Origin of the sequence: Sphingobacterium sp. 2149 (assembly GCF_031455655.1) — a bacterium.
In the GTDB taxonomy this organism is placed as follows: domain Bacteria; phylum Bacteroidota; class Bacteroidia; order Sphingobacteriales; family Sphingobacteriaceae; genus Sphingobacterium.
The window spans coordinates 17,999-42,846 of the sequence record NZ_JAVDTD010000003.1 but is presented as its reverse complement, the minus strand read 5'-3'; the positions used below and the strand labels follow the sequence as shown (position 1 = coordinate 42,846).

The window sequence follows — 24,848 nt, the reverse complement described above, 5'->3', positions numbered from 1 at the left end:
TTTTTGAATGTAGTGCAAGTTGGGTCGGTAGATGAAAGCACCGCCCAGCTGTACTTATTGGCCTCTAAGATAAACGGTGACGACGAATATACGGGCGATCTTGCTGAGCTTGAAAAGTGTGCAATCCCGTGTCTTCAATCCCTTTTGCCTGTCTCCTCGCAAAGCGAAGGTGCATGGTCTGAGGGTCGAAACGTAGAGGGGATAAAACAAAGGCTTCTTTTTTTAGCGCGTAAGTATTCGGATAAGGCAGCTTTGGCCGAATTGACTCCAACTATTAAGCGAATCAGAAAATGGTAAGGAAAAGGGCTCATTTCATTCGGTACAAAGAAGTAACAGTTGTCGGTGGTGGTCGTGATGAAAATGGAGATTGGATTGAAGGAGAGGTAACGGAGACGCCCATCACAATAAGCTGCAGGGCCGATGTCAACACAGCTGGTCGAACGGTTCCGAATAATGAAGGTCAGGATTTCGTCTATAGTTATGAGATCTTCCTTGATAAGATGCCTGACAGTTTGAGAAAGGGAGTGGAGGTTGAGATTTTGAAAGGTGACAAGGTTATCTTAACGGGATCAGTGATTATGCCTTTCGAATATCAAACACATTGTAGAGTCTGGATTTAACGTGAGAGCAAGATTTACACCTAAGCAAGTCCGAGAATACCTCGAAATTGAGAAAATGAAGTTTCATCGTGCGGTGGTGAAGGTGCTTAGTAAGGCGGGCAAAAAGTTTGTTAGGTTGGCAAGGGGAAAGCGCGCCAGCGAAGGTGGGTTCAATGATGTTACTGGCAATCTAAGAAGTTCAATTGCTTTCGCGGTCATCTATCGCGGTAAAATCATGGCAAGCGATTATGCTAGTAATGGAACCGCCGAAGGGAAGAACCAAGCCAAAAGACTGATAAGCGAAATGAAATCACAGTTCTCCGAAGGGTATGCTTTGTTAGCGGTGGCAGGTATGGATTATGCGACTAAGGTCGAAAGCAAGGGGAAAGATGTGATCTCCGGGTCATCTCTCATAGTGGAAGAAATGCTGAGAACAGCAATAGATAGATTGAAAAATGATTACAAGTAGCGAAGCTGTTGATATTCTCTATCTGTACTTAAAAGGTTCGGAGTTATTCTCTGATCCTAAGAAACCTACAGGAGAACTATGTAAAGGCGACCGAAAAGAAAATTCAAAACTTGAAGATGTCGTTATCAATACATTGGGACTAAATCGTAGTCCAGTTCAAAGCGGATTTATCTATTTGAACCTATACGTTAAAAACCTTGATCCTTTAAGAGTTCCTGACATTGGCTCCGGCAAGAATATGAGAGACACTGCTAGGCTGAAATATCTTTCAAAACTCGCACAGAAAGTCCTCGAGGGTGATAATGGGGAATTGTGGATCAACCAAGATGTCTGCTTCGAGATCGAGTCTGATACTATAGAAGAGGACGGGGATATGCACTATGCGAGTTTTAAAATTGAGTTTACAACAATTAAATAAGAAATAAGATGGCTAGAAAAAAGAATATTTTGGGCCTTAAAATCGTTTTGATGGGCGCAATAGCCGCTGATGGAGGTATGGGCACTGCCCTCACTGAAATCCTTGGCGATACTGTGAAGGGATCAGCATCCCTCATTCTTAACGAAGGAACGACTGAAACCTTGGAGGTGGAAGAATATGATGAGGCGTTTGATGAGGTTGACACAGCCCCTGCAAAATGGGTTTTTCAATTGGAATCGTATAATGTATCTGCAAAAGCGCTCAGTGAGTTAGGTGGTGGTGAATTTACCGCTGGTGCTTCCGGCGCAGGGGACAGTATCGAAATGGATGTCCCAGAGGCTGTGGAATTATCCGTTCAAATTGAAACCCGTAATGGAGCTAAATTTGAAATCCCTCGCATGAAAGTTCGTATTAAACCACAGTTTGATTTTATGAAGGCGCAATTCGGTAAAGTAATCATTACCGGGACGCCATTGAAGCCAGCAAAGGCAGGAGTAGCAACAATCACGAAGATCGATGCTGCAGCATAATAATAACGGCTAGCATGTCTAGCCGTTTTATTTTCTCTTTTAAATGGAAGAAAAAGACATCAAAAAAAAGGCAATCAAAACACTTATTGATGCGAGCGAGGAAATAATCATTCCTCTTTTGCCCAAAAATTGGTTTGATAAGCTCCTTCAAAAAGTAGGTTTAAAGAAAAAGGAGCTAAAATTCAATCTTCGAAAGATCCGTGTTGGTAACCGTGAACGTATTGCAGCGAAACTATTTGATTTTCCTGAGTTCGAGCGGGACCAAACATACATTTACAAGCGTGTTTTCCAACTCACTGTCGAACATCAAGAGACAATGAATTACGTAGTTGCTGTGGCTTTGCAAAATGATAGGAATGAGCCGTCAAAACAGCTATTGGACGCTGTAAAATGGATTGATGACAAGTTATTTACATACATACTTGAACAGGCAGTAAGTTCTGTTGATGTAGAAAATTTTTTGAGCTCTATCGTCGTAATCTCCGGAACGGCAAAGTTGATGAAAACGGAGAACCAATTGACGAGCCTGTAAACCTGGGGGATAATAGCCCATGGTACCGAATACACGATTATCGAAAATATTACCGCGAGAAAAGAGATTACGTCCTATGGCAACTTAGCTGGGATAATATGATAATGGAATTACTTGCTATTCCATCTACGGAAGAAAATAATGAGGTGGAATCACAAGAGGAAGAAGACGAATTTTTGAAACAGATAATGTGATTTTCACATTTTTTACATTATAGCGAATGAGATTAGATTGGGACGCATACATAAGAGATACGGAGTTCATGGCGACGATTCGCCGTATCGAACAAAGAGTAAATGACCTTTCTCGTAATGTAAATAATCGGGGGAGGGATATGGAGGCTGTATTTGATCGTTTAGCGAGAACAGCAACGGCATTTCTCTCTGTAAATATGATGGAAAACTTCATCTCGAAGATGATTTCCGTTCGCTCTGAGTTTCAACAACTCGAAATCGCCTTCACTACTATGCTTGGTAGCAAGGAGAAGGCTGACAAGCTGACACAAGACCTAATTCAATTTGCAGGCACAACACCTTTCGGTATGAAGGAGACCGCGGACGCCACAAAGCAACTACTTGCTTATGGTTCTGAGGCTGGAAATGTAAAGAATGAATTGCGGATGCTTGGAGACGTTGCTTCCGGTGTATCTCAACCTATCGGGGAGCTTGTCTATCTCTATGGAACTTTGCGAACGCAGGGCAGGGCCTATATGATGGATATCCGCCAATTTGCCGGTCGTGGTATTCCAATTTACCAGGAGCTTGCCAAAGTCCTTGGTGTTAGTAAAGATCAAGTGAATGCCCTTGTTACTGCTGGTAAAGTTGGATTTAAAGAGGTTGAATTAGCCTTTAAGAATATGACGTCTCAAGGCTCTATGTTCGGCGGATTGATGGAGGCGCAATCGCATACAATTCAAGGGAACCTTGAACGACTTGGCGATGCGTTCGATCAAATGTTGAACTCTATGGGTAAGGATTCTGAGGGAGTTATTGGTTTGGCAATCTCGGGACTATCCACACTAGTTGAAAACTACGATAAGGTACTTTCCATCATGCTTGGCCTTGTCACAACTTACGGCGTTTACAAAGCGGCTCTTATTGCCACTGCAGCGTGGGAAAGCTCTTTGACCCTCATAACCACTGCCAGACGTGTTGCCGCCCTTGCACTTGGTACCAGTGTTGCTAGCTTAACCGCTGTAGAGGTATTACACTATACCGCCCTAATCATTGCGGAGAAAGCTCAACGTCTTCTTAACGCTACGATGTTGGCCAATCCTTATATTGCCGTCGGGGCTGTAGTTGCAGGTCTCATTGTGACAATGTATTCGCTCGAAAAGAGTTTGACAGCTTCCCAACAAGCACAGCAAAACTTCACAGAAGGAAATCGTAAGGCTATTGAGTCAATGGAGGCTATGAAGACAAAAGCGACGGAATTAACCAATATTGTGCGAGACAAAACTGCCACTGAATTTCAAACGAATAAAGCTTACGAGGAGCTGCAGCGACTGTATCCAAATTTGCTGGCTAATATGTCCAAAGAAGCTTTTTTGAAAGAGGAATCGACCAAGCTCCAAAAGGAGCTTAACAACGAAAATGATAAGTCCAGCCTTTCTGTTCTTTCAAATCGTTACGATGAAGCGAAGAACAAAGTAGCTGCCATGACTAAAGAGTTAGTAGGCCTTAAAGTTGCAATGCGTAACGATAGTAGCGGAGGTTCCGGCGCGGCATATTCGAAACTGTACAAAGAGCTTGAAGCTGCAAAAATTGAGGCTGGATTGTTAGGTGAAGAACTTCGTAAGCAACAACAGGAATACGCTTATTCGTTAATGAACGACGATCAGAAGTTGCAATTTCTTCAAGCTCAGAAATCGGAGATAGAAAAGCAAAGGGATGCAATACTTAAAGTCAATCCTCAGATCAATGATCAAAACGCAATATTCGGCATCATCCAGGATAAAACTCTTACAATAGCGTCAAATCTAAATAGTTGGAATCTAGTTCGTTTCAACAATGAGCTAACAGATATTTTAGGAAAAATTAAAGGGATTGAAGATGCTAATAAAAGAGACCCAAATGCAGGTGTAAGGTCCGAAAACTGGTTTAATGAGGAAATCAAAAAGCTAAAAGAAGCTAACGCTCCATTAAGTGTGTACAGCCCGGAATACAAGGCTAATTTGGCGCAAATAAAAAAGCTTGAAGATGAATTGGCCAAAGCTCAAGGTAAAGAAAAGAATACTAGCGCTCGTCAAGCTACGCAAGTCTATAATGCGCAAGAGCGTTATTTGGCTATTTTAAAGGATATTGAAAAAACTAAAGCGGAATACAGCACTTCCCAACTTTCTCGTGATCAACAAGAGATCGCAGGCATAAAGGCGAGATACAAGGTGTTGCAAGATGAAATAGCAAAATTCAATCGCAATCCGAAAAATAAAAAGAAAATAACTGCAGGACAAATCCAGGAGGTCAACGACTTACGTGATAGGGAAATTCAGGATACCATATACAAGCAGCAAACCGAAAAAAGGCTGAATGCTTATCAAAACGATTACGACAATTATGTAAAGTATGAGGATCTGAAGAGAGAATATGGAGATAAGGTTGCCGACGCTCAATTAGGTCAATACAGAGGCACTTTTGAGAAGATTGCGGGAGAATATGGCGGTCTATTGACCAAGCAAAAGACTGTTGGTCTTAATGTATTCGAAAAAGATCGTCTCGATAGGCTTTTTGAGATCATTAAAGACAACGGTAAGCGATTGAAGGAGTACGACACAACGCAGTACACTGAATCATTAAAAGCAGCTCAAACTCTAAATGACAAGATTCTCGAAATTGAAAAGGATCATCAAAAAAAGATGAACGAACTTCGAAATAAGGGAGAATTAACGCCTGAACGTGAAAAAGTTCTGAATAAAGATAAAGATCTCAAAGTTTCCAAACTCGCGACAGACGAACTAACCAGCTCAATTGAATGGGAAAAATTATTTTCAGGCATGGATGAGATGGGAGCGAAGCAGATCGAAAAACTTATATCTATTATTCAAAAGAACTTCGAAAAGCTCAAAGGTAAGTTCGATCCTATCGATCTCGAAAATTTAAAAAGGCAATTAAGAGAGGCACAAGATACCTTGATAGGTAAAAATCCATTCGCGGAATTAGGCCGGGCATTAAGTGGTATATTCAAAGGAGCATCGGAAGAGAGTGGCCAGACTGCCGAAGACATTCGAAATCATTGGAAAACATTGTCAAAAGCAACAGCAAAAAGCTTTGACTTCATTGCGGATGCTGTGAACTCAGCAGAATTTCTCCGCGAGGCTTTGGGGGACATTGGCGAAGTTGCTATGGGTAGTTTAAGTGCTATTGCGGCTACAGCAGACGCTGTTTCCCTTGCAATGCAAAAGGCCGAGGCAGCCTCTGTTATATTGGCAATTATAAAAGCTGCATTGGTCGTAATGCAAGCTGTTACATCAATCTTGGATCGAGGTTCAAAGAAGCGAAATGAGGAGCTTAAAAAGGAACAAGAGTATTACAATACCCTATCCGAAACCTTTGACATACTTATTGAAAAGCAGAAGGAACTTTTTGCCGTAAAGTCCAACAAAGAGTCAATGGACGCTTATAAGGAAGCCCTTGATCTTGTTAACTCAAAATTGATTGCGAATCGCAAAAGCCTAGAAGCTTGGTTTTCCCAAGGTGCCAGTTTATTCAAACACTCAAATTGGTATAATTACGACAAAGAACTTGGAGATGTTATTAGCAGGCAACAGCTCCTGAATATGACAAGTCAAGAGTGGGAAAATCTCCTTTTGAAGCAACCTGAAATTTGGGCTCGATTACCCGAGGAAGTCCGTAAGTATGGGCAAAGTATGATTGATGCAAAGGAGCAGGCGAAAGACTTGAAAGATGCGTTGCAAGAGGCTTTGTCCGGAATCTCCATGGATGATATCAAGGGAGAGTTTGAAAACTTGTTTTCCCAGGCGGACCTTACATTTGGGGATATATCAGATTCCTTTTACAAGCATATGCAGAAAGCTGTAATTCGTCTTGTACAGGATGGTAAAATGACTCAAAATATTCAGAGTTGGTATGATAATGTCATGAAGTCCATGGAAGATGGAGATTTAACTAAAATCGAATCTGACGCACTTAAAGCAGAATACAAGGCCATAGCGGAAGCGGGTAACAAACGCTACCAGGCAATAATGGACCTTATAGGATATGAAGGGGATACTAAATCTTCCGGCTTAAAAAGTTCTATTCAGCGTGATCTTACAGAAGCTACAGCCAGCGAGCTAACAGGCCTCAACCGATCAAGTTTTGAACTTACGAAAAAAATGTTTGAGGATGGAGCTAAGCGTACAAATTTACTAATTCAGGGACTTGAGATCTCAAGAAATAAAATGGCTGCTCTTAACGCGATCCAGTTCAATACAGCTGAGACAGTTAAAAGATTAGACAGCGCGGTCAGTGAATTGCAAACAATGAATAAGAATATAGGGGGTAGGTATTAATAAATAAAAAATCCCCATTTACGTTGGGGATTAATTAAATCTTATAAGATTTTTCAACTGATTTCTCATAAACTGCTTTGACGATCGAGGATTACTATTAGGATCAATTTTTACACCGTCTTGATAGCAATCTATTTCACAATGGGAATAATTACAATCTAGAATATCACCTCTTACTACAAGTGAAAAGACTCTCTCACCTAACTTACTGTCTTTAACAGAAAAGCTTATTGAATTTATTTCTTGTATTGGTAGAGATATTGATACTTCATTTGGATAATGATTTCCCAAGTGATCTATAAGAACATCACCAGGTTCAGAAAATAACGATCTATTATAAGAATCACTACGAAGTGGAAATATTTGTTTTAAATGTTCTGCAGTCAATTTATCATTTTCAGAAGGTAAACTATTTGGAACCCTTCGATAAAGAACCTCATTTTCTTCAAATGGAACGTCAACTTCCTTGTTAAAAGCACATAAGTGTTCAGGAACGCCTAATATAGTACAGGAATCACAACTCATTATAGATAGGAAGTAACAATTTCGTTCGTTAAAAACATATCTATATCGTCCATCATTATTGGATTACCGCTGTCGCGATCTTCGATATAAATTGATGTAATATCATCATTATAAAGTTCCATCGAGAAATATTTTTCGCCTGAATTGAAATCCACAAGTACTCCTCCTTCTTCTATAGGTGTAAAGCTTTTAAAGTTTATATTTCTATCTGATAATAAGGTTTTAAGACCAATAAAAGATGATATCACGTTATCCGACGGCTTTGGTAAATTATTTTTAGCAGCCTTAAATTGAATATCTAATAAGTCATCACCATATTCTTTATTGTATAATTCTCGCTTATAGATAGCAAGTATACCCGTAATGGAATTCTGGTATTTAAAAAATGTTTTAGGCACGTCTTTAGATCCATGAGAGATATTGACAACATGTCTATCATCTTTAGTAAGTGTTACGTTTCTAACATAAGCACTATCTGATATTGTACAAGTTACATCCAACATATTATAAAAATTAAATACCCTTAAATTATTTAGCTACCTTGGTGTTTTCTATTGCGTTGATATGGTTTAACAATAATGTTGATATTGATTTTAATGTTTTGTAATCCATTTCTATTCCAGTAACAAAAACACGATCAACATCAAGAAAACCTTCCTTTATATTAGGCTTTTCATTAATCAGAATCCCAGTCTCATTTTGAATCTCTACCTCTGCATATTCAGAGATTGTTGGTCGTTCAATAAAAAAATTTAAAACAGACCTTTCAAATCCAAATGCCGCCAATGAAGCACCAGTAACATTGTGAACATCATAGGAAGGACCTTTAACAAGACTCAACTTCTTTTTCGTTGTTTTATTTTCTGACATTTTAAAAATAATATTCTCTATAAACTATTGAACACGAATGTGGATAAAAGGTTTAAAAATACTGTAAAAAATAATTTGCATTACATTATTATTATCTTACTTTTGCACCCCGTTTTACAGTATAGCTTCACAAACATAATCAGTTTACTTGAATTACCAAAAAAAATTTTTTTAAAAATTTTTAAAAAAATTATTCAATCATTTTTGTCCTTCCGATTATTACTATTAGTTTTTTGTTGTCAAAATTAGCATGTTTTAGTTTGTATGGCGTATTAAAAATGCTGCTGCGGCAAAATGTATAAAAATTAAGCTAAATGTCTTAAATCGCCTAAAAATAACCTCATTTTAATAGGTGTGAAAAAGTGTTAAATTTTTGGCCGGGGGTAAAAAATCTTTACCGAATAATATTATTATAGATAAAACTAATAGAGATAATATTAGTGTTTTTTTCATAAAATCGACATTAAAAAAATAAAAAAAGAATACCTGGCGCGATATAAACACTACGTGAAACCGTAAAATTGGATTTTAGATTTTTATATATTTGGGAGAAAAAAATAAATATGAAAAGTATATTATTCGTTTTTATGTTGTTAGGAGGATTAGGGACTGTCCAGGGACAAGATATAACTCAAGTCGGGGCATCAATAAATGGCACAAAGGTTACTATCAATGACAAAAATCCCATAGGATTTAAAGACAGTGTCGATGGTATAAATTTTAGAGTTGGAACAATAAGTGATGTTGGTGTGAATGTAGAGGTAGCAAATAACTCTGATGACATGGTTTCTTTTTCTTACAATGACAGTTATTTCATCGTGGATGGTAAGACTGAAACGATTATTTCCAGGAAAACGTTGATGATTAATAAAGACAAACCTATCCAGGACGTGAAGATTGCTCCAAATACTTCTGTTAGATTGGAATTAATTAACAAGGAGCGTACCGAAGATTACGGTACGATTTGGTACATGTTTAGTAACAAGAAAGCCAACAACGTATTTAAAAATAATAAAGCGTCAGACAAGGTCACGATGGTGTTGGTCATTAAAAAGGAGAATGGCGATAAGATTAAGAAAGAAATCATCTTTACTATTAGAGGTTCTATTGAGCTGAAAGAAATTAAAAAAGGATTGAAATCAACTTAGTTTTTTACTAATAATCAGAAATAAATAAAGAGCCTCATGTGAGGCTTTTTTTGTTTAATAAACCTAACATATCAAACGAAACATCACTATAATTAACACTTTATATATTATTATTTTATTCTTTTGTTATGTGAATTTAACATAATTTACATTTTTATTGAAATGGCTTTTAAAGTAGAAATTAATGGTGTGGATATAGCTACTTATGGAATTTATCTTGCTAAAGGAGCATTAAATTCAATGCAGCAACCTGCGTCACCAAAGGAAAAATTCTACAATGATTGGAAAGATGAGGATGGATTAGATTACGATGATGCAACAAATCTAGTTTATCAGTCACAGGATTATGATATTCCATTTTTCATAAAAGCTAACGGACTTGACGATTACAAAGAAAAGAAGGCTGCATTTGTTGATCTAGTCTCTCGAAAAGGACAGTTTACATTCAAAGTTAGTGGTTGGGAAGATCTTAAACTTCGTTTTAAATCTTTTGTGAACTGGAATTTGGTTTCTTATTCCGTTCCCCGTCCAAGTCGCGTGATCGTAGGAAGATTTATATTGAGGTTGCAAAATAATAACCGTAATGACAGTTAGTGTTTTTATAAATAGCTATGACATCATAGAGGTTTTTGGTTTGCATTTAGGTAGGGGAGCTCTATCAGTTTTGGAGCAACCACCTACACCGAAAGAAGTATTTTTCAATGATTGGATAGACGAGAATGGAAAAGATTATGATGATACTTCGAATATTAATTACGAACCTCAGGTTTTTGATATTCCGTTTTTGATGAAAGCCCAAGGTATTTTAGACTACAAGAAAAAGAGAAGGGATTTCCTCGATTTATTAAAAAAGGATTTCGATTTTCAGGTTCTTGATTGGGGAGAATCTTTTCGTTTGCGTCTAAAAAAAATTGCCAAATGGGAATACGCAAACAGGCCATTTTCGGATACAATTTATGTGAGAATAATACTTCAAGTTGAAAATAATTATGTTTTGCCAACTTATGTCTTTCGCTATTTAGCAGATAATCTAGGGAGATATATCGTCATTAATGACAACAAAAGGATTTTAGTAAAAACGAGATATAATGCGTGATTATGTAAAATATGATGGTGAAACACCTCCGATATTGGACGCAGCTAAGGTAAGCTCAATTATGGGTGTTGATTCGGAAACCGGCGAAGTTGGGAATGTTGATTTTGCCCTAATTGTAAACGAAGCTGGTAAGAAAATTGGGGATGCTGTAAAAATCACTGGTAACACCTTGCCAACATTAGGTACAGCAAATAAGTATGTAGAAGTTTATGGGGGAGCGAATGGCCGAACTTTAGTATATGGAGATAATGACTTTATCCTTCAAAAAGATAGTGTAGTAAAGCTCTTTTGGGATGGAATTTTAAAAACCTGGGAAATCGCGGATAGTGCAACTTTATCGTTTAGATCTATCTTAAAAATTGAGATGACCTCATCAACGGGATTAAAAGATAACTACACAATTACGTTTAGCGATGGAACAACTCAGCTATTCTCCGTAACTAATGGAAAGAATAGCGATGTGCTTAATATCACTGTCAACGGTGAGGTGGTTGTCCCAAATGATGCAGGGCAGATTGCAATCATTGTCCCCGATGAGAATCTTGTAAATATTGCCGAGTCGGAGCGCACTATTGGCACCTATAGTTTAGGTGGTGAATACATGCCAGTCTATTCAACAACTTTCAAATTAAATGCGTTACCAGTCCAACAAGGTGAAATCAAAGAATATATTTTAAGTGATGAACCGCTTGGCTATGGCTTGTTTTTGAATATAGCCAAGACTTCTGTCAGCGCAGGTAAAACTCTTTTTGGAAGTTATTACAATACCAAATATAGTATTGAAAATATCCATGTCAATAATGAGTTTCAGACTATCATAGAGATCAAGTGTCTGGAAAATATAATCAGTGTTGATCCTGTTTACATGCTGCTTAATCTCGAATATCTCAAATATGATGGTAACATTGTTGAGTTTACCGTCGATCTGCCAGCAGGGACAGATCCGTCCGCTATTACACTCAGTTTTCCAAAATTAAAGTTCAATAAAAAGTTTGCATTCTCATACATTACAGATGACAGTTATAGTATTTATCAATTCATTTTTTCTGGAATAAATAAAAGATGGGTAGCAACTGGCAATACATCACGTTACCTCCATCTGAATTTCCCGATATCTCCAAATTTCACGGAAGGTTTTACTCCGAATTATCCTTTATCCTTCACTGATGGGGCTGGGAACAACAGGCGTTTTGCAACATCGGTAGCGGTCTGGCCAGATAAACTTGTTGATGAAAGCAGAGGCATCGGCGGAGATGTTGGTATGTTTTGGCCCTGGATGAGTGAGAAGGAATTTAAATTATATCGTGATTTTGGATTCACTGTATTGTACCACGATTTCAATGGATACGACGGTTCATCTGTCACTCAGGAAAATTTCAACCATTGGTTTGCTGACACCAAGGCTAAATTTATTGAATACATAAATGACAGTCCAAAGATTATAGCGGAACCAAATGGCGATCATAGATATTTAACACTGTCCCAATCTGTAAGCGATATAATGATGAATACAGCTCAGAGTGGACATACATTGATAAAAAAAGCATATCCATATAGATCGGGATTTAATCTTGATAAGAGCATAATCGCTGTGGAAAGATGGTTTGCTGGCGAAGACAATTACGACAACAATGTGTTCTCGAAACTGCAACAATTCAATGATACTGCGGACTTGGAAAATGTTTATTGGCTCATTGGAGCTGCTCATAAAAGTTCAGAGTGGGAGTACAATCTTTTTAAAAGGATAAATGATGCATTTGGATCTATGGGTTCTGACAAAATCTGGTTTGCTTCAGTTGATGAGATATATGAATATTGGTATTTAACTACAAACGCAACAGTTATTAGAAGTTTGGGAACAAATCAGGTTACTTTTAAGCTGTATTTTCCAAGGATGCCTCGATTCTGGTTTAACGAGGTTTCTTGCCTGTTGTCCGGAGTATCAGCTCTCGAGGGTCTTTCGATCTCTTCCAATACTGACGGGCTTTCTTATGCAATAAATGGCGGCAAGTTATTGGTCAATCTAAATTTCAATAAAGATCTGCTCACAAGGGCCGAAAAATATACAGCAGCTTTTGAAGCGACACCAAATGCCAGCTATGTATATGACGATGCTATGTATATGGTCAGCCAGCTTAAGCCCTCTTTGAGACAGCCTTTCATCGACCGTTTGAATGTCTACTCCTCGGCACCGACATTTGCTGACTTTAAGATCGAAAACGGAGCGACAACTACACAGAAGAGCATTGTTGCTCTTACGATGCTGTTCACCGGAACATCACCGACACATTATATGGTCAGTGAATCAAGCAATTTCTTGGGGGCTGAATGGATTAATTTCGTCTCTCCAGCAAGCTATGAACTTTCAGCAGGATTTGACACGAAAACCGTTTATGTGAAGCTTAAAAACACCTATGGCGAATCCCTAGTGCTATCCGCACAGATATATAAAGCAAAACCAGACCTTGCACTGACTTCAATCACAGTTGCTGGACAGGTTTCCAGCTCTCCGGTTCCAGTGACACTTAATTACACTGGAATCCCTACGCATTACCGTCTAGCGGCAGCAAATGATTTCACCGGCGTACAATGGATTGCTTTTGGTTCTAATCCGGTGAATTTTACTATCGCTGCACCGTATGGCCAAAAGACTGTCTTTGCGCAGATCCGTGATGAGGTTGAGGATAAAACATCGACCATTGTAAGTGCTACGTTTCAATATGTTGATCCAGTATCAGCGATATTAACAGCAATAGCCATTAACAATGGTGATCAGGCTACGGGTTCTGGGATTGTGACCGTGAAATTTACTACTGTAAATACCATAACACATTATCGGATCGGACAACAGACAGACTTGTCTGCTGTTGCTTGGGTTGCTTATGCCGGAGATACAGTCAGTTACAATTCTGGAGTGAACAGTGGTACATTGACACTTTATGCGCAGGTCAAAAATTCAACCAGCGAATCTGATGTGAAAACCTCATCGATCAATGTGGTTATACCTGTTACGGCAACCGCAATGGCCCTTGCGGATGGACAGGCATCTTTTGCTGGATTTAATCCGAAAGTATCATTTACGATTGGAGCCGGTACACCTACTCATTATCGTTTGGCTGAGACATCGGCAGGAGTTTCAACAGCTGCATGGTTGCCTTGGTCTGACAGTATCACCTTTACATTTGCATCGATCGGTGCTAAAACCCTCTATGGTCAGGTGAAAAATGCGGTGAGCGAATCATCGGTTGTCAATGACACGATTACTTTAATCGAGCCTCCTGTTGCTGTACTGATCGGCTTTAATGGCTCGGCCAATAATTCGAACCTGAAGGTTGTTACCGCTGGGCTGACCACTAACCAGATCAATCTGGCAACATTTAGCGGTTACAATGCACAGCAGCTTGTAAATACACAGGGAACAAATGTAAATGGATGGTTTATGAATTTGCAATCTGATTTCTACGCCAATAATAGCGTGTTTAATGGAAGCTTTACCGGTAATCCGCCAAATGTAAACGCGGTGGAGGCTTCTGGAAATTATTCGCTTGCTACAATGGCGAAATGCTACACCGCAAGTTCTGCGGGAGCAGAAAATACCGGAAAAAAAGCACGTATTTCCTTTTCGCTTCCTGCTGGGCAATACAAGATTCGCATACTCTGGAATACTGGAAGTACAAACTATACCCTTACTACGGATACCACCAGATCTCAATGTTTTTATGGAATGTTTCAGGGTACAACTGAACTTGCCAGAACGATCTGTAGTCAGACTGCTGGGTTTAACGGGCTTGGCAATCAGGATTTCAATGCTGAGATGACATTCACGGTAATTGACGGTGCAATTCCTGTCGATTTTGGTGCATGGTCAACTTCTCTTAATAATAGACCTGGGTTTAATTTAATTGAAATTACTAAAATATCTTGATATGAAGATTCAGGTGTATAGAGGGCAAGATGAAGGAGCAGAAATCCCATTGAATTCTTCAACATTTACCAACAAGATAATGGCGGAGCATTCTCTTGCCTTCAGTTTTAAATCGTCATTAGATTTGGATATAAAAGTCAATGATACTTTAAATTACAAAGGGGAGGTTCTTACCTTAAATGAGACCGTTAACTTCAAAAAAGTTAGCAGATTTCTTTTTGAGTATGATTTTGTGTTTGAAGGTCCAAGACATAGCCTGTCACAGTTTTTTATAGAACATTTAGGAGCCCGTAAATTTAGCTTCAGTGGGACTGCTGAAGAATGGCTTCATCTCATTGTCGATTGTGCTAATAGCAAATCCTCGGGTTGGTCCGTCGGGGAGTTCGAAGATCTTGGACGTGTTACAGTTGAATTTGATTCAACATACATTTTGGATTGCCTCACTATGGTTGCCCAAGCGATGAAAGCTGAATGGGGAATAAAAGGGAAAGTCATTTCTTTGAAAAAAACAATAGGAACTGCACGCGATTTATCCTTTAGCTACGGAAAAGGAAATGGTCTGTATAGTCTTTCAAGAAAATCGATTAATGAGAAGAAGATCGTAACCAGGGCGTATGCTAGGGGAGGAGATAAAAACCTACCTACAGGAATGAAGGATTATTTCAAGATTCCTGGGTATGTGGAAAAGAACGTAAATCTATACAGAGTACGTGAGGGCGAATTTGTAGATGAAAATATTTATCCAAAACGCACTGGTACCGTAACGGGCGCTACAACGATAAATAAACAATTATTCTCGATCATTGACAGCTCTATTGATTTTGATTTGAATAATCAGAAGATCGATGGAGAGTCGGCTTACATAGTTTTTAAATCAGGCTATTTGGAAGGGAATCAGTTTGAGATTTCAAGCTATAATCATACTGATAAAAAGATTGTATTCAAGGCAAACGACGAGGGAAATGGAGCGTTTTTTCCTACTGAATCTGTACATGCTGAAGTCGGAGACAAATACACACTTATCGGTATACGGATGCCACAATCCTATATTGATGCTGCAGTAGCCGAATTGACCGCTAAAAGGCAGGAATATTTGGAAAGTAATAGCTCGCCCCGTGTAGTGTATGAGCTAGATTTAGATATTTTGGACCTCAAACGAAAGAATATCACGTTAGATATCGGAGATACTGTTCGACTGATCGATACTCAGAAGGGGATTGATGAACAAGTACGCGTTACAGAGCTTAGTCATCCTGGACATTTTCCTGATGTGCTTGAGAACGGAATGACATATAATGCGGTAATAGGAAATGATGTAACATACACCCTCTTTGAAAAAATTCAAAACGATATTAAAGAGAATAAGCAGATCATCACCCAAACCACTCGAAGGAGTATTGAAGAAGATAGGATTTTAGCTGCTAGAATGCGTCAGTTACAAAATCTTGTTTTCGATCCTGATGGTTATTTCGATAGCACTCATATTAAGCCAGAGTCCATTGAAACTTTAATGTTAAGTGTTGGGGCCAAATCTCAAAACTTTCTTTTGAACGGTGTTACTATTAACGTCAATAATGGAGATGACCCAAAAAACGTTTTGATAACGGCAGGCCAATTGGTTCATCTGGAAGTTAAAATTGAAGGATTGGGTTATATATGGACTATACCTCAATTACTTAAAACCGATCTTATAGCGGATAAACACTATTATGTTGCAGCTAGGTGTAGCCGTACTGCTCTAAATGGTACATGGGTAATTTCCGAACAGCCAATTAGTACAGAAAGTGAAGTTGGGTTTTATCATTTCAATTTAGGCGTAATATACTCCGAATTCCAAGGTAAAAGGGACTATAGTTTCACAAACGGTATGACCTATATTAATGGCGCTAATATTAAGACAGGTAAGATTTCCGCTGATAGACTTAATGTTTCTGAAATTGTAGTAAACGGTGGAGGGGCAACAGTGACTCAGATGGATGATGCTAAACAGCAGGCAATAGTGGCGTCAAAAGCTTATGCGGATGCAAATGACGAATTGCTTCAAGTTATCGCGGAAGCTTATGCAGATGATGTGGTTTCCAGTGAAGAGCAGGCACGTATACAAGATGCAACTCAAAAATTGATGGAGGCTAAACAACATGCAGAAAATGCAGCTAATAACGCTCTAGAATCTTCTAAGAATTACACGGATGGTTTAATTAGTTCATTAGGCGATTTAGCTCACGAAGATCTGGTGGAGCTTGCAAAGCTAGGGGAAACCATAATTCAGGGTGGATACATAAAAGCCGAACTAATCGATGTGATTAGCTTATTCGCTCAATCGGCATTTATAGAAAATTTAATAGTGAAGCGGCTTTCCTCCGGTGTTGATGATGTCTTGCCACGATTACTTGCACAGAGTGGAGAGATCGGATTTTATAAGAATAGAAATGCAGAAGCAAATGTTTCCAATGCTCTGATAAGGATGGGATTGGAAGTAGGCTACATGCAATCCAATGGAAGCAATAAGCCTGGCTTATCTATTAGGGATAAAGATGGAGACGATAGTTATAGTGAAATTACTTCAGAGGGTGTATTTTCAAATGGGAGCAATATCAATGCTATTTCCGCTACGTCAGGCATAAGTTCAGCTATTTCAATTGCTGCTCTTCTTCAAAGCAGAGTTAGCGGAAGCTTAGGAGCGCCTTCCATTAACGCTGCAATATATGGAGCAGATCAAACAAGCAATTCCAATGTGCCATATAGTGAGGGATATGCTGGATATTTTCATGGAGCTGTTTGCTTAAACGGTGCACTTATATCAAGTCAAGGAGGTAGTAATAATGATGGTGATGTGATTCCTTCGAATCGTCGATATTATCAAATCTATCACGATAATATCTATCTACCCAATAAGCCAATAACTGGACTTACATTGACTGTTCGAAATAATTCGACCGGGTCAAAGACATTAAGGACGCAGGGTGGGGCTTTGATTTATTTGGGAGATGGAGTGCAAAATTACACTACATATTCAATGGGGAGAAATCTAAAATTAGAATTGGTATACGATGGCACTAACTGGGTGGTTTATTAAAATTAAAATTCATGCAAGTAAAAAACAATCTCTTATACAATAACGACGGAACTCAGGTAGAGTTCCTTCAAACTCCTAACATCAGTTCGGGGACTAAAGATATTCGATTTATTGTCCTGCACTATGATGGGGCAAGTAATGAGACATCAGCGGTTAATTGGCTTACCGATCCGAGATCGAAGGTTAGCTGCGACCTCCATATTGCTAAGTCGGCCAAGGTTGTCCAAATGGCTAGGTTCAATCAGATTACCTGGCATGTCGGCGCAAGTGCTTGGAAAGGATTAACCGGATTAAACAAGTATGCAATCGGAATCGAGCAGCAAAATGAAAATGCCCAGAGCGATTGGACGGAAACGCAGCTACTAAAATGTATTGAGGTTTGCAGAGCGTTGGTAGCAGCATACCCTTCAATCACAGAAATACTCGCTCACTCGGAAGTAGCAACACCAGTTGGCCGCAAAGATGACCCGGGGCCAAAATTCCCAATGGATCGGGTGAGAAGGGAGGTATTCGGTATGGTGGTGAAAAGTACTACTAGCGATTTGAATTTGCGATCAGGCCCGGGTACCAACTTTGCCGTATTGAAAGTTCTGCCACGCGGTACCAGTGTAAATGTATTGTCCGTTTCAGGATCTTGGACAAATGTTGAAGCTTTGGGGGTAAAAGGATGGGTATCTAATCAGTATTTAAAATAATGGCAGAGCAAAAAGAAGACGATTTTGTCGGAAAGAGAGTAAATGACGTTGGTAAGTTGGCTGGCTGGGCCAATAGAGATATTCTTGCGATGGTGGCTGTTTTTTTTATGGTTACAACGGGATTATTACTGTATGCATATATTAAACAGAATAATGACTTGAATGCGAGAATTACAGAGGAGGTCCGCAAGCAGGTTAACCCGGCGGTAGACTCAAAGGTTTCGACTGCATTACCAAAAGCCGTTGAAGATGCCGTGCAGCCAATGAAAGAAGGAGTTGAACAAGGTATGCAAAAGCTGGATACCGTATTGAATAAAGTGATAAACAAAGAATAGTCGCTATGAAAAGACTTATTATGATATTGCTGTTGTTATTCGGTGTAATAGCATCAAGCTACAACCAGGGGAGAAAGAAGGCATTGCCCCCTGAGTTCGTTGTGAAGTGGAATAATCATTTGGATAGTGTAAACGCTGTATTGGATGGAAAGGTTAATTAAGATTTTAGCATCGGTGGTCATAGTCGCCACCTTTGCATCCTGCGGCTTATTCCGAAAAACCACGAAGCATATAGAAAAATCGTCCTTAGAAGTCTCCACCAAGCGTGATAGTATGCTAACAGATAAAGTGCAGAAAGATAGCGTACAGCGTACGATCACTGTTGACAAAGGCACAATTGTCACTGAGACTGAAACAACGACCACAACCGAAAAAACAGGCGGTAAGGTAAGCGGATCTGTGAACGTAGATAAGGTACTGTCAGGAGCGGAGATATTACTTAAAGACAGCGCTGGTTTTAAGATATTAGTACAGCTCGATACCTTGCGGCAGGTATTCAGCGTGCGGTCGGAATCTCCCGGAGAAAAGATTACCCAGCATACTAAGCAGACGGTAACCGAGAATAAAGATTTCAGCGAGAAAAGCGAAAAGCAGGGCAGCGAGAAAATAGAAAAACAGGTAGCAACTTCAATTGAACATAGGCAGAAAGAATCGGCAAAGATTGAAGATGTGAAAAAGGAGCCGAAAGGATCAATGATGATTTGGAGTGCAATTGGATTACTGATTTTGATTTGTGGAATACTTTTTTCGAAAAAGAAGGGCGTAATATAAAAATTTTTACTTTACTTCTGTTATATGGACATAAGTCTTAGAGCCTGTTTAAATTTAACGATTTTTTTATTTAACGAAATACTTAATACAATAAGAATGTCTATCTTTGCGTATGCGCCAAATTATTTACACAAAAGCTATACTATTTACGTTAGTATGTGGCCTATTGTCTTCTTGCCTAAAAAAAGATCTTTACCCGGGAAGTAAAACCGGAGACGGAAAAGAGGTATCACCGCCAGATACTGGCGGAAATATAGCCCGGTATGCCTATCCTTTTGGTGAGGAAAAGACTGGACAAGAAGCGGAGATCATCATCGAACTTCAACCTGGTCACGGGATAACAGAAACGCCCATTGTAAACATTCCGCCACTAAAATATAACAAGAGCTTATTATTTATGCTCACACAGGATGACTGTAAGCAATCGGCATTCAGCATGACCTGGGCAGCCATTAATGGTAAACCGATTGATCGCTCGGACATTAAACGGAAATATTATTTTGACATTGAGCACCTAGTAGCTGATGATATGCCCCCAAACAGTTACCTGCTGGGCAAAACACTGGGTAGTACGGATGGTTTTGGCAATGAGGTCAGGTTCCATTTTACCTCCACACTGGCGCCGGAATGGGAGTTTATGAACGACCCAACTGTCGTAAAGAAAGGCTTTACGGAAAACTTCTTCCGCTTCTACATGAAATCTGGCCTTCGATGGAACAATGTGATCGAAATGCTTAACGATGGGAATGCCATTGCATTCCACGACCTCAATACCACCGCAGTCAACAATGTCGACTCGCTGATCAAGCATTTTGACCTGGCACAACAAATCACAAAAAAAAGATTGAATGGCCGAAACATCAAGTTTTTGGCCGAGCCCAATGGAAATAAATCATACCTGCAGGCTGCGCTTGGGTTTCCAGCGATCCAGACCATGACGGCGCAGACTGGTGCCGATAAGCTTATCCCGTATCAGGTCAATTCAACCTTGCAGCAAAAGACCTTGGCCAGGGTATTTGTCAATCGCGCCGCCGAGGTAGAAAAACTGGTCAACGATGCTGCAGCAAAAGATGTCGCTCACCGCGAAGCAGTCCATATTGGCGTACACGAAACGGATCATGACTGGGCGCAGCTCCTGCTCTGGTTGAACAATACGTATGGAAAAGACGGTGAAGACATTTTGTGGTTTCCATCGCAAGAAGAGTATTATGAATACAATTACAACCGACTAAATAGCATAATCAGTAGCCGCATAGAAGGGAATAAGTTAATCGTGAAAATCAAATTTCCCAATCAATCGGACTTCTACTATCCGGCGCTCACCTTTAATATCAGTGGATTGAATAAGAACAGTATAAAATCAATCTCGTCGAATGAAATCGTAACAGGCCTTACCTATGGCAATTTTGACAAGGGCATCAGCGTTAATATAGACTGTCGCAGATTTATATTGCAACATGCAACACAATATGTAGATCGCTATCTCGCAAAAAAATCTGCTGCAAACCAGTTAGATGCAAAGTATCATGTCAATGCGCTAAAAGATTCTGATGGAAAGAAAAACCTTCTTCGTGCACTCGGTGTAGAGTAAAGAGAGGCGCCAACAGTGAAGAACTGAAAATTTATAATTATAAGCCTCCATTATAATAAAAACATTTCATTTGTTAAGGTTCGAGCCTAGTAACTCGGCCTTTTTTATTTAATAATGAACTATTTCATTACCAAACTACTTCATAGGTAAACCAAAGAATAAATATTATGGCACTTACAACAGGAAATGAAGACAAAGTAACTAAAGAGGTAGAACAGCAAACATCGAAAGTTCCCTCGATTTTATTCTTAGCAGCTTCACTTGCAGCTATGGGAATTTCAGCAGCGTTAAAATGTTGCAACAAAAAAGATGATAATACAGCTTTGTTCGTCGGTCAATGGGCGGCACCGTTTTTATTATTAGGAATTTACAATAAAATCGTTAAGACTGAAGGACACGATTAATAGGTTTTATTTTTATGGTTGATGTGTAGGCTGGTCGCATGATCAGCCTTTTTTATTCAGTTGGAATTTCCCCAGATTCTATCATCTCGATTATTATATCAGCTTCATCTTTGGTCAGCCAAGAATTATTGTTGAAATGAACCGTCCATCCATCTTTCATCATAGATATATCTGTAACAAATCTTTTATTAATGTATACGTGAAAATATCCGCCGAATAACGGGGTTATATTGACAACCTGTGGAATGCCATCAACTTCAAAATTATCGAATATCATCCTTTATCCACTTTAATTCTCCTCGCTGGATCATTCCGATATATTTTTGAACGTGATCGTCCGTCAGTAGGCCGTCATCTTCAATATGATAGTCAAAAGCTTTTGAATACTTGTCATGATCAATACTACCGACATAGGCATTATTGAGATAGATATGCCAAAGGCTATATTTCTTTGCGCGTACCTCTACTACCTGGCGCTTACCCTTATGATAGAATAGCTCCGGTACGTCATCATCAAAGCGAAGAATAAGAGCATCAATGCACGCTTCTTTAATGTCATCCGCAAGCTCTCCATATGCAAGCTCCCAAACACCCTGGGATTTCCTGAAAACATAAAAGGCAAGACCATTTTTGTTGTAAAGATGGTAATCTTTCATGCCCATGCTCTTATCGTGTACAGTCATCTGGACGTACATAACACGATTGCGGCAATAGACTTCGAGAGGTTTCATAAATCAAAATTACTAACAAATTTAGTAAAATAACAAATCTAATTGTACATTTGTTTTATGAAACTAAGTAAAGAACCACCAACGGGGTACGTTGATCACATTAGAAAAACGGCTCTTTCAGCTTCGCAGGAAGTTGGAATTGAAGCAGGTGCAAAGATATTGGAAGAAGGACTAAAAGCGTGGCCAGACGAACTAGAAGCCGCGATAAAATGGGTAGTAATGGAAAGAAGGAAATTTAAATCGCATCCTGAATATCAGGGCGATTAGTATCGCCTTTAGCTCCAGTCACGCGAAATACTTTGTGTGCTCCAAGTTCACCATCATAAGGTATCATGAGCTGCTGCACATCTTCTTTACTGGAAGCATTCAACCATGCATCACGACGATCGGGAGGAATGATCAAAGGCATGCGTTTCTTTTCGTTATGGATCTCCTCGAGTAAAGGATTGGCCGCTGTTGTGATAACTGAAAAAGTAGGGTAGACGTTGTTAGTTTCGTAGTCCTTGAAATTAGCATAGACAACACCGATAGTGAAAATTTCCTTTGTCGGTGTGTAGATGTAATAGTTTTCAGTGTCCTTTTGCCCAGCGACTTTGTGAGGTTCGTAAAAACCATTTACGTAAAGTAGGCCCCGAGTTTTAAGGATGGAGTGTTTATAGGATGCCTTTTCAAAAATAGATTCTGATTCAGCGTTAAGTGTGTTAGCGTACTTGGCAGCATCATCTTCGGTTTTTACCCAAAATGGAATGAGTTTCCACCTAGCAGGCACAACGCTATCCTGATCCTCGTTCAGAGTAACAGGAAGGTATGGCCGAGTGAAGCCGCTCACATGAAAGATTTCTTCTTTCTGATAATGAACGTTCTTTCCCTGTAGAGCGTCTACAAGTTGCTTGGTGCTTGGAGTCGAAGTATGGTAACACATAATTTTGTATATTTAATTAAAAGTAGCAAGAAAAATGCGATTTGCAAAGCTTACGCACTCAGTATTGAAAGAACTTCAGAGCAAGGGGTATAATGTACTTATTGCACCTTATGATTGTGAAGATAGCGAAAATATAACATGGAAGGCGATCGCGGTACCGAATGTGTTTGATTGGTTAGTTGCTTTGGATTGCGAGGGAATTACGACGATTCCATTTCAGGAACCTAATATATTGGTCATTCAGGATGCTTTGCTTAATATCGATGAGGAAGACCTAAAAGGAAGTGTATTTATAGAGGAATAATTATGAAAACATTACAACATTACTATAATGAAGTCGGGGAATACGGCCGCAAGCTATATCTGAGAAATGAAGCTATTCGTACAGGCAATTGGGATTTGTACGAAGCGACTGTAAAGAAAGAATTTCCGGATATTGCAGTCAAAGAACTGGAGGAAGCTCGCGACTTGGCTGGCCGTGTTAAGCAGATGAATAAGCAAGAGTTGAGCGATTGGGTGACAAAGAACCGCGTTAATATGATCACTTCAGATCTATATGTTCTTGATGAGGGCAGTATACTGTACGGCTCGGTGGTACCTCCTTTTGATCTTCAATTTATCATAGGGGATGGATTAGAAGATATTATTCTATGCAATGTATCTCCGAGCGACGTGCTGACATTGACGAATCATGAAGTTTATTGGGTTGATCCGGTGGTGAAATCATAATTTTCAGAGCGCAAAGCGCTTTTGCCGAAATCATGTTGTTTTATTGCTGATATTTGCGATATGGTAATAATCAAATTACTAGAAACTCTTGAAGGTATTAGGAAGTACATCAAGATACAAGCTGAAACAGGGGGAGACCTTTTTATAAGCTTTGAAACCTACAGATCTTTAGTCTTAGATCATTGGCCAAATGATATGCCTGATTCGGGGAACTGGAAAAAGGAAATGTCAAATGTGTTAGATAAACTAAGTACCAAAAGAAATGTGCAATCAATTGAGCGAAGTAGAGATTTAAAATCTTTCCGAGATGATGCATTAGAAGCTATTCATACTGTGAATACAAAATTTTTAATGTATTCTCATAAGTCGTAACCGACCTCCTCAAAGTAAAACCTAACTTCAACCTGTTTTTCCTGGATTAATCCATAACGCTTTGCAAACTTGTATTGTGTGCTGTCTCTATTGAGTGAGGTAATGAAGCCACCAATGACCTTTCGGAAGCTTTCTAAGGATAGGCTGCCTTTTATGGTATTGCAGGACGGACAGGCTGGAGCTAGATTTTCAAAAATATCACGTTCGGGGTACTTGCAACCACCGTTTACCCAATCGCGAACTATCGGTTCTATATGGTCCGCACACCATCGTTCACTAAGTTCACATCCGCAATAAGCGCAGCGCCCCGAATACTTTAGTCGGAGCGCTTCTCTTTGGGGTTTGGTTAAATTCATACCTCGATGTACGTCAAGATAATGGGTTTATCGCCAGGGTTTATCTCTTCTTTTATCCATTCAACTAGATTAAAGGATGTTCTAGTTTCCTCGTCCCATCCCACAGCATTCTTCACTTCAGCATCGCTCATCTTTTCACCTCTGATGTAATCGTCTTTATCATCTAAAGGGTGTTCAGATAATACATGAGCAATGGCTTGGTTTAAATTCAGTGCTAAAACTTGCATGGCTTCACTGTTCAATT

At 39.3% G+C, this 24,848-nt stretch carries 30 protein-coding genes; 22 read left to right on the top strand and 8 right to left on the bottom strand.

Going from position 1 to position 24,848, the window contains the following annotated elements:
• Positions 1-12 precede the first annotated feature (12 nt).
• From J2X77_RS04890 to J2X77_RS04860, 7 genes are all read left to right on the top strand, one after another.
• On the top strand, positions 13-297 hold the full coding sequence (locus J2X77_RS04890) for a DUF6706 family protein (protein WP_310079779.1): 285 nt from the start codon (positions 13-15) through the stop codon (positions 295-297).
• The gene (locus J2X77_RS04885; protein WP_310079424.1) at positions 291-620 is read left to right on the top strand and encodes a hypothetical protein; all 330 of its coding nucleotides are present in this window, start codon (positions 291-293) and stop codon (positions 618-620) included. Before J2X77_RS04890 ends, J2X77_RS04885 begins: the two co-directional genes overlap by 7 nt.
• Before the next feature lies 1 nt (position 621).
• A complete protein-coding gene (locus J2X77_RS04880) occupies positions 622-1,068 on the top strand; it encodes a hypothetical protein (protein ID WP_310079422.1) in 447 nt (148 codons plus the stop codon).
• Positions 1,055-1,486: a hypothetical protein gene (locus J2X77_RS04875; RefSeq protein WP_310079420.1), complete on the top strand. Its 432-nt coding sequence runs from the start codon at positions 1,055-1,057 to the stop codon at positions 1,484-1,486. The genes J2X77_RS04880 and J2X77_RS04875 overlap by 14 nt, the downstream gene beginning before the upstream one ends.
• A gap of 8 nt (positions 1,487-1,494) precedes the next feature.
• A complete protein-coding gene (locus tag J2X77_RS04870; RefSeq protein ID WP_310079418.1) occupies positions 1,495-2,016 on the top strand; it encodes a hypothetical protein in 522 nt (173 codons plus the stop codon).
• A gap of 43 nt (positions 2,017-2,059) precedes the next feature.
• Entirely contained in the window at positions 2,060-2,548 is a 489-nt protein-coding gene (locus tag J2X77_RS04865; protein ID WP_310079416.1) for a hypothetical protein, read from the top strand.
• Between the two features lie 220 nt (positions 2,549-2,768).
• Positions 2,769-7,058, top strand: coding sequence for a tape measure protein (locus J2X77_RS04860; protein ID WP_310079414.1), 4,290 nt, complete (start codon positions 2,769-2,771; stop codon positions 7,056-7,058).
• 30 nt (positions 7,059-7,088) lie between these two features.
• Here the strand turns inward: J2X77_RS04860 and J2X77_RS04855 are convergent, their stop codons facing one another.
• The 3 genes from J2X77_RS04855 to J2X77_RS04845 are packed head-to-tail and all read right to left on the bottom strand — an operon-like array spanning position 7,089 to position 8,453.
• On the bottom strand, positions 7,089-7,583 hold the full coding sequence (locus J2X77_RS04855) for a hypothetical protein (RefSeq protein WP_310079413.1): 495 nt from the start codon (positions 7,581-7,583) through the stop codon (positions 7,089-7,091).
• On the bottom strand, positions 7,583-8,086 hold the full coding sequence (locus tag J2X77_RS04850) for a hypothetical protein (protein ID WP_310079411.1): 504 nt from the start codon (positions 8,084-8,086) through the stop codon (positions 7,583-7,585). Before J2X77_RS04850 ends, J2X77_RS04855 begins: the two co-directional genes overlap by 1 nt.
• Before the next feature lie 25 nt (positions 8,087-8,111).
• A complete protein-coding gene (locus J2X77_RS04845; protein WP_310079409.1) occupies positions 8,112-8,453 on the bottom strand; it encodes a hypothetical protein in 342 nt (113 codons plus the stop codon).
• Between the two features lie 563 nt (positions 8,454-9,016).
• On the opposite strand from J2X77_RS04845, the gene J2X77_RS04840 reads away from it, so the two are divergent.
• The 11 genes from J2X77_RS04840 (at position 9,017) to J2X77_RS04790 (ending at position 21,494) form a co-directional block, all read left to right on the top strand.
• Positions 9,017-9,601, top strand: coding sequence for a hypothetical protein (locus tag J2X77_RS04840; RefSeq protein WP_310079408.1), 585 nt, complete (start codon positions 9,017-9,019; stop codon positions 9,599-9,601).
• 162 nt (positions 9,602-9,763) lie between these two features.
• Entirely contained in the window at positions 9,764-10,195 is a 432-nt protein-coding gene (locus J2X77_RS04835) for a hypothetical protein (protein ID WP_310079406.1), read from the top strand.
• Entirely contained in the window at positions 10,185-10,697 is a 513-nt protein-coding gene (locus J2X77_RS04830; RefSeq protein ID WP_310079405.1) for a hypothetical protein, read from the top strand. Before J2X77_RS04835 ends, J2X77_RS04830 begins: the two co-directional genes overlap by 11 nt.
• Entirely contained in the window at positions 10,690-14,622 is a 3,933-nt protein-coding gene (locus J2X77_RS04825; RefSeq protein WP_310079404.1) for a hypothetical protein, read from the top strand. The genes J2X77_RS04830 and J2X77_RS04825 overlap by 8 nt, the downstream gene beginning before the upstream one ends.
• A 1-nt stretch (position 14,623) precedes the next feature.
• Complete coding sequence (locus J2X77_RS04820; protein ID WP_310079402.1) at positions 14,624-17,698, top strand: phage tail protein; 3,075 nt, start codon at positions 14,624-14,626, stop codon at positions 17,696-17,698.
• Between the two features lie 11 nt (positions 17,699-17,709).
• Positions 17,710-18,393, top strand: coding sequence for an N-acetylmuramoyl-L-alanine amidase (locus tag J2X77_RS04815; RefSeq protein WP_310079401.1), 684 nt, complete (start codon positions 17,710-17,712; stop codon positions 18,391-18,393).
• A complete protein-coding gene (locus J2X77_RS04810) occupies positions 18,393-18,728 on the top strand; it encodes a hypothetical protein (RefSeq protein ID WP_310079399.1) in 336 nt (111 codons plus the stop codon). Before J2X77_RS04815 ends, J2X77_RS04810 begins: the two co-directional genes overlap by 1 nt.
• Positions 18,729-18,733: 5 nt before the next feature.
• Positions 18,734-18,889, top strand: coding sequence for a hypothetical protein (locus J2X77_RS04805; protein ID WP_310079397.1), 156 nt, complete (start codon positions 18,734-18,736; stop codon positions 18,887-18,889).
• On the top strand, positions 18,873-19,499 hold the full coding sequence (locus tag J2X77_RS04800) for a hypothetical protein (protein WP_310079395.1): 627 nt from the start codon (positions 18,873-18,875) through the stop codon (positions 19,497-19,499). Before J2X77_RS04805 ends, J2X77_RS04800 begins: the two co-directional genes overlap by 17 nt.
• 112 nt (positions 19,500-19,611) lie before the next feature.
• A complete protein-coding gene (locus J2X77_RS04795; protein WP_310079393.1) occupies positions 19,612-21,090 on the top strand; it encodes a hypothetical protein in 1,479 nt (492 codons plus the stop codon).
• 167 nt (positions 21,091-21,257) lie between these two features.
• Positions 21,258-21,494 (top strand): hypothetical protein, encoded by a 237-nt coding sequence (locus J2X77_RS04790; protein ID WP_310079391.1) that lies wholly within the window; start codon positions 21,258-21,260, stop codon positions 21,492-21,494.
• Positions 21,495-21,546: 52 nt separating this feature from the next.
• Here the strand turns inward: J2X77_RS04790 and J2X77_RS04785 are convergent, their stop codons facing one another.
• Together J2X77_RS04785 and J2X77_RS04780 are read right to left on the bottom strand one after the other, a co-directional pair.
• Complete coding sequence (locus J2X77_RS04785; RefSeq protein ID WP_310079389.1) at positions 21,547-21,771, bottom strand: hypothetical protein; 225 nt, start codon at positions 21,769-21,771, stop codon at positions 21,547-21,549.
• A complete protein-coding gene (locus J2X77_RS04780) occupies positions 21,758-22,225 on the bottom strand; it encodes a hypothetical protein (RefSeq protein WP_310079387.1) in 468 nt (155 codons plus the stop codon). The genes J2X77_RS04785 and J2X77_RS04780 overlap by 14 nt, the downstream gene beginning before the upstream one ends.
• Positions 22,226-22,282: 57 nt before the next feature.
• Between J2X77_RS04780 and J2X77_RS04775 the strand changes: the two genes are divergently transcribed.
• On the top strand, positions 22,283-22,492 hold the full coding sequence (locus tag J2X77_RS04775) for a hypothetical protein (protein WP_310079385.1): 210 nt from the start codon (positions 22,283-22,285) through the stop codon (positions 22,490-22,492).
• On the opposite strand, the gene J2X77_RS04770 is transcribed toward J2X77_RS04775, so the two are convergent.
• Positions 22,461-23,147 (bottom strand): SOS response-associated peptidase family protein, encoded by a 687-nt coding sequence (locus J2X77_RS04770; RefSeq protein WP_310079384.1) that lies wholly within the window; start codon positions 23,145-23,147, stop codon positions 22,461-22,463. The genes J2X77_RS04775 and J2X77_RS04770 overlap by 32 nt on opposite strands.
• A gap of 34 nt (positions 23,148-23,181) precedes the next feature.
• On the opposite strand from J2X77_RS04770, the gene J2X77_RS04765 reads away from it, so the two are divergent.
• Genes J2X77_RS04765 through J2X77_RS04755 form a run of 3 tightly spaced genes read left to right on the top strand, consistent with a single transcriptional unit; the run spans position 23,182 to position 24,248 of the window.
• Positions 23,182-23,451 carry a hypothetical protein gene (locus J2X77_RS04765; protein ID WP_310079382.1) on the top strand — a complete coding sequence of 90 codons (270 nt, stop codon included), beginning with the start codon at positions 23,182-23,184 and terminating at the stop codon, positions 23,449-23,451.
• A gap of 2 nt (positions 23,452-23,453) precedes the next feature.
• Positions 23,454-23,876, top strand: a complete 423-nt coding sequence (locus J2X77_RS04760) for a hypothetical protein (RefSeq protein WP_310079380.1) — start codon at positions 23,454-23,456, stop codon at positions 23,874-23,876.
• A gap of 60 nt (positions 23,877-23,936) precedes the next feature.
• Positions 23,937-24,248, top strand: a complete 312-nt coding sequence (locus J2X77_RS04755) for a hypothetical protein (RefSeq protein ID WP_310079378.1) — start codon at positions 23,937-23,939, stop codon at positions 24,246-24,248.
• Here the strand turns inward: J2X77_RS04755 and J2X77_RS04750 are convergent.
• Both J2X77_RS04750 and J2X77_RS04745 read right to left on the bottom strand, forming a co-directional pair.
• A complete protein-coding gene (locus J2X77_RS04750; protein ID WP_310079375.1) occupies positions 24,236-24,604 on the bottom strand; it encodes an HNH endonuclease signature motif containing protein in 369 nt (122 codons plus the stop codon). The two genes, J2X77_RS04755 and J2X77_RS04750, sit on opposite strands and share 13 nt — an antisense overlap.
• The gene (locus J2X77_RS04745) at positions 24,601-24,831 is read right to left on the bottom strand and encodes a hypothetical protein (protein WP_310079373.1); all 231 of its coding nucleotides are present in this window, start codon (positions 24,829-24,831) and stop codon (positions 24,601-24,603) included. The genes J2X77_RS04750 and J2X77_RS04745 overlap by 4 nt, the downstream gene beginning before the upstream one ends.
• Positions 24,832-24,848 lie beyond the last annotated feature (17 nt).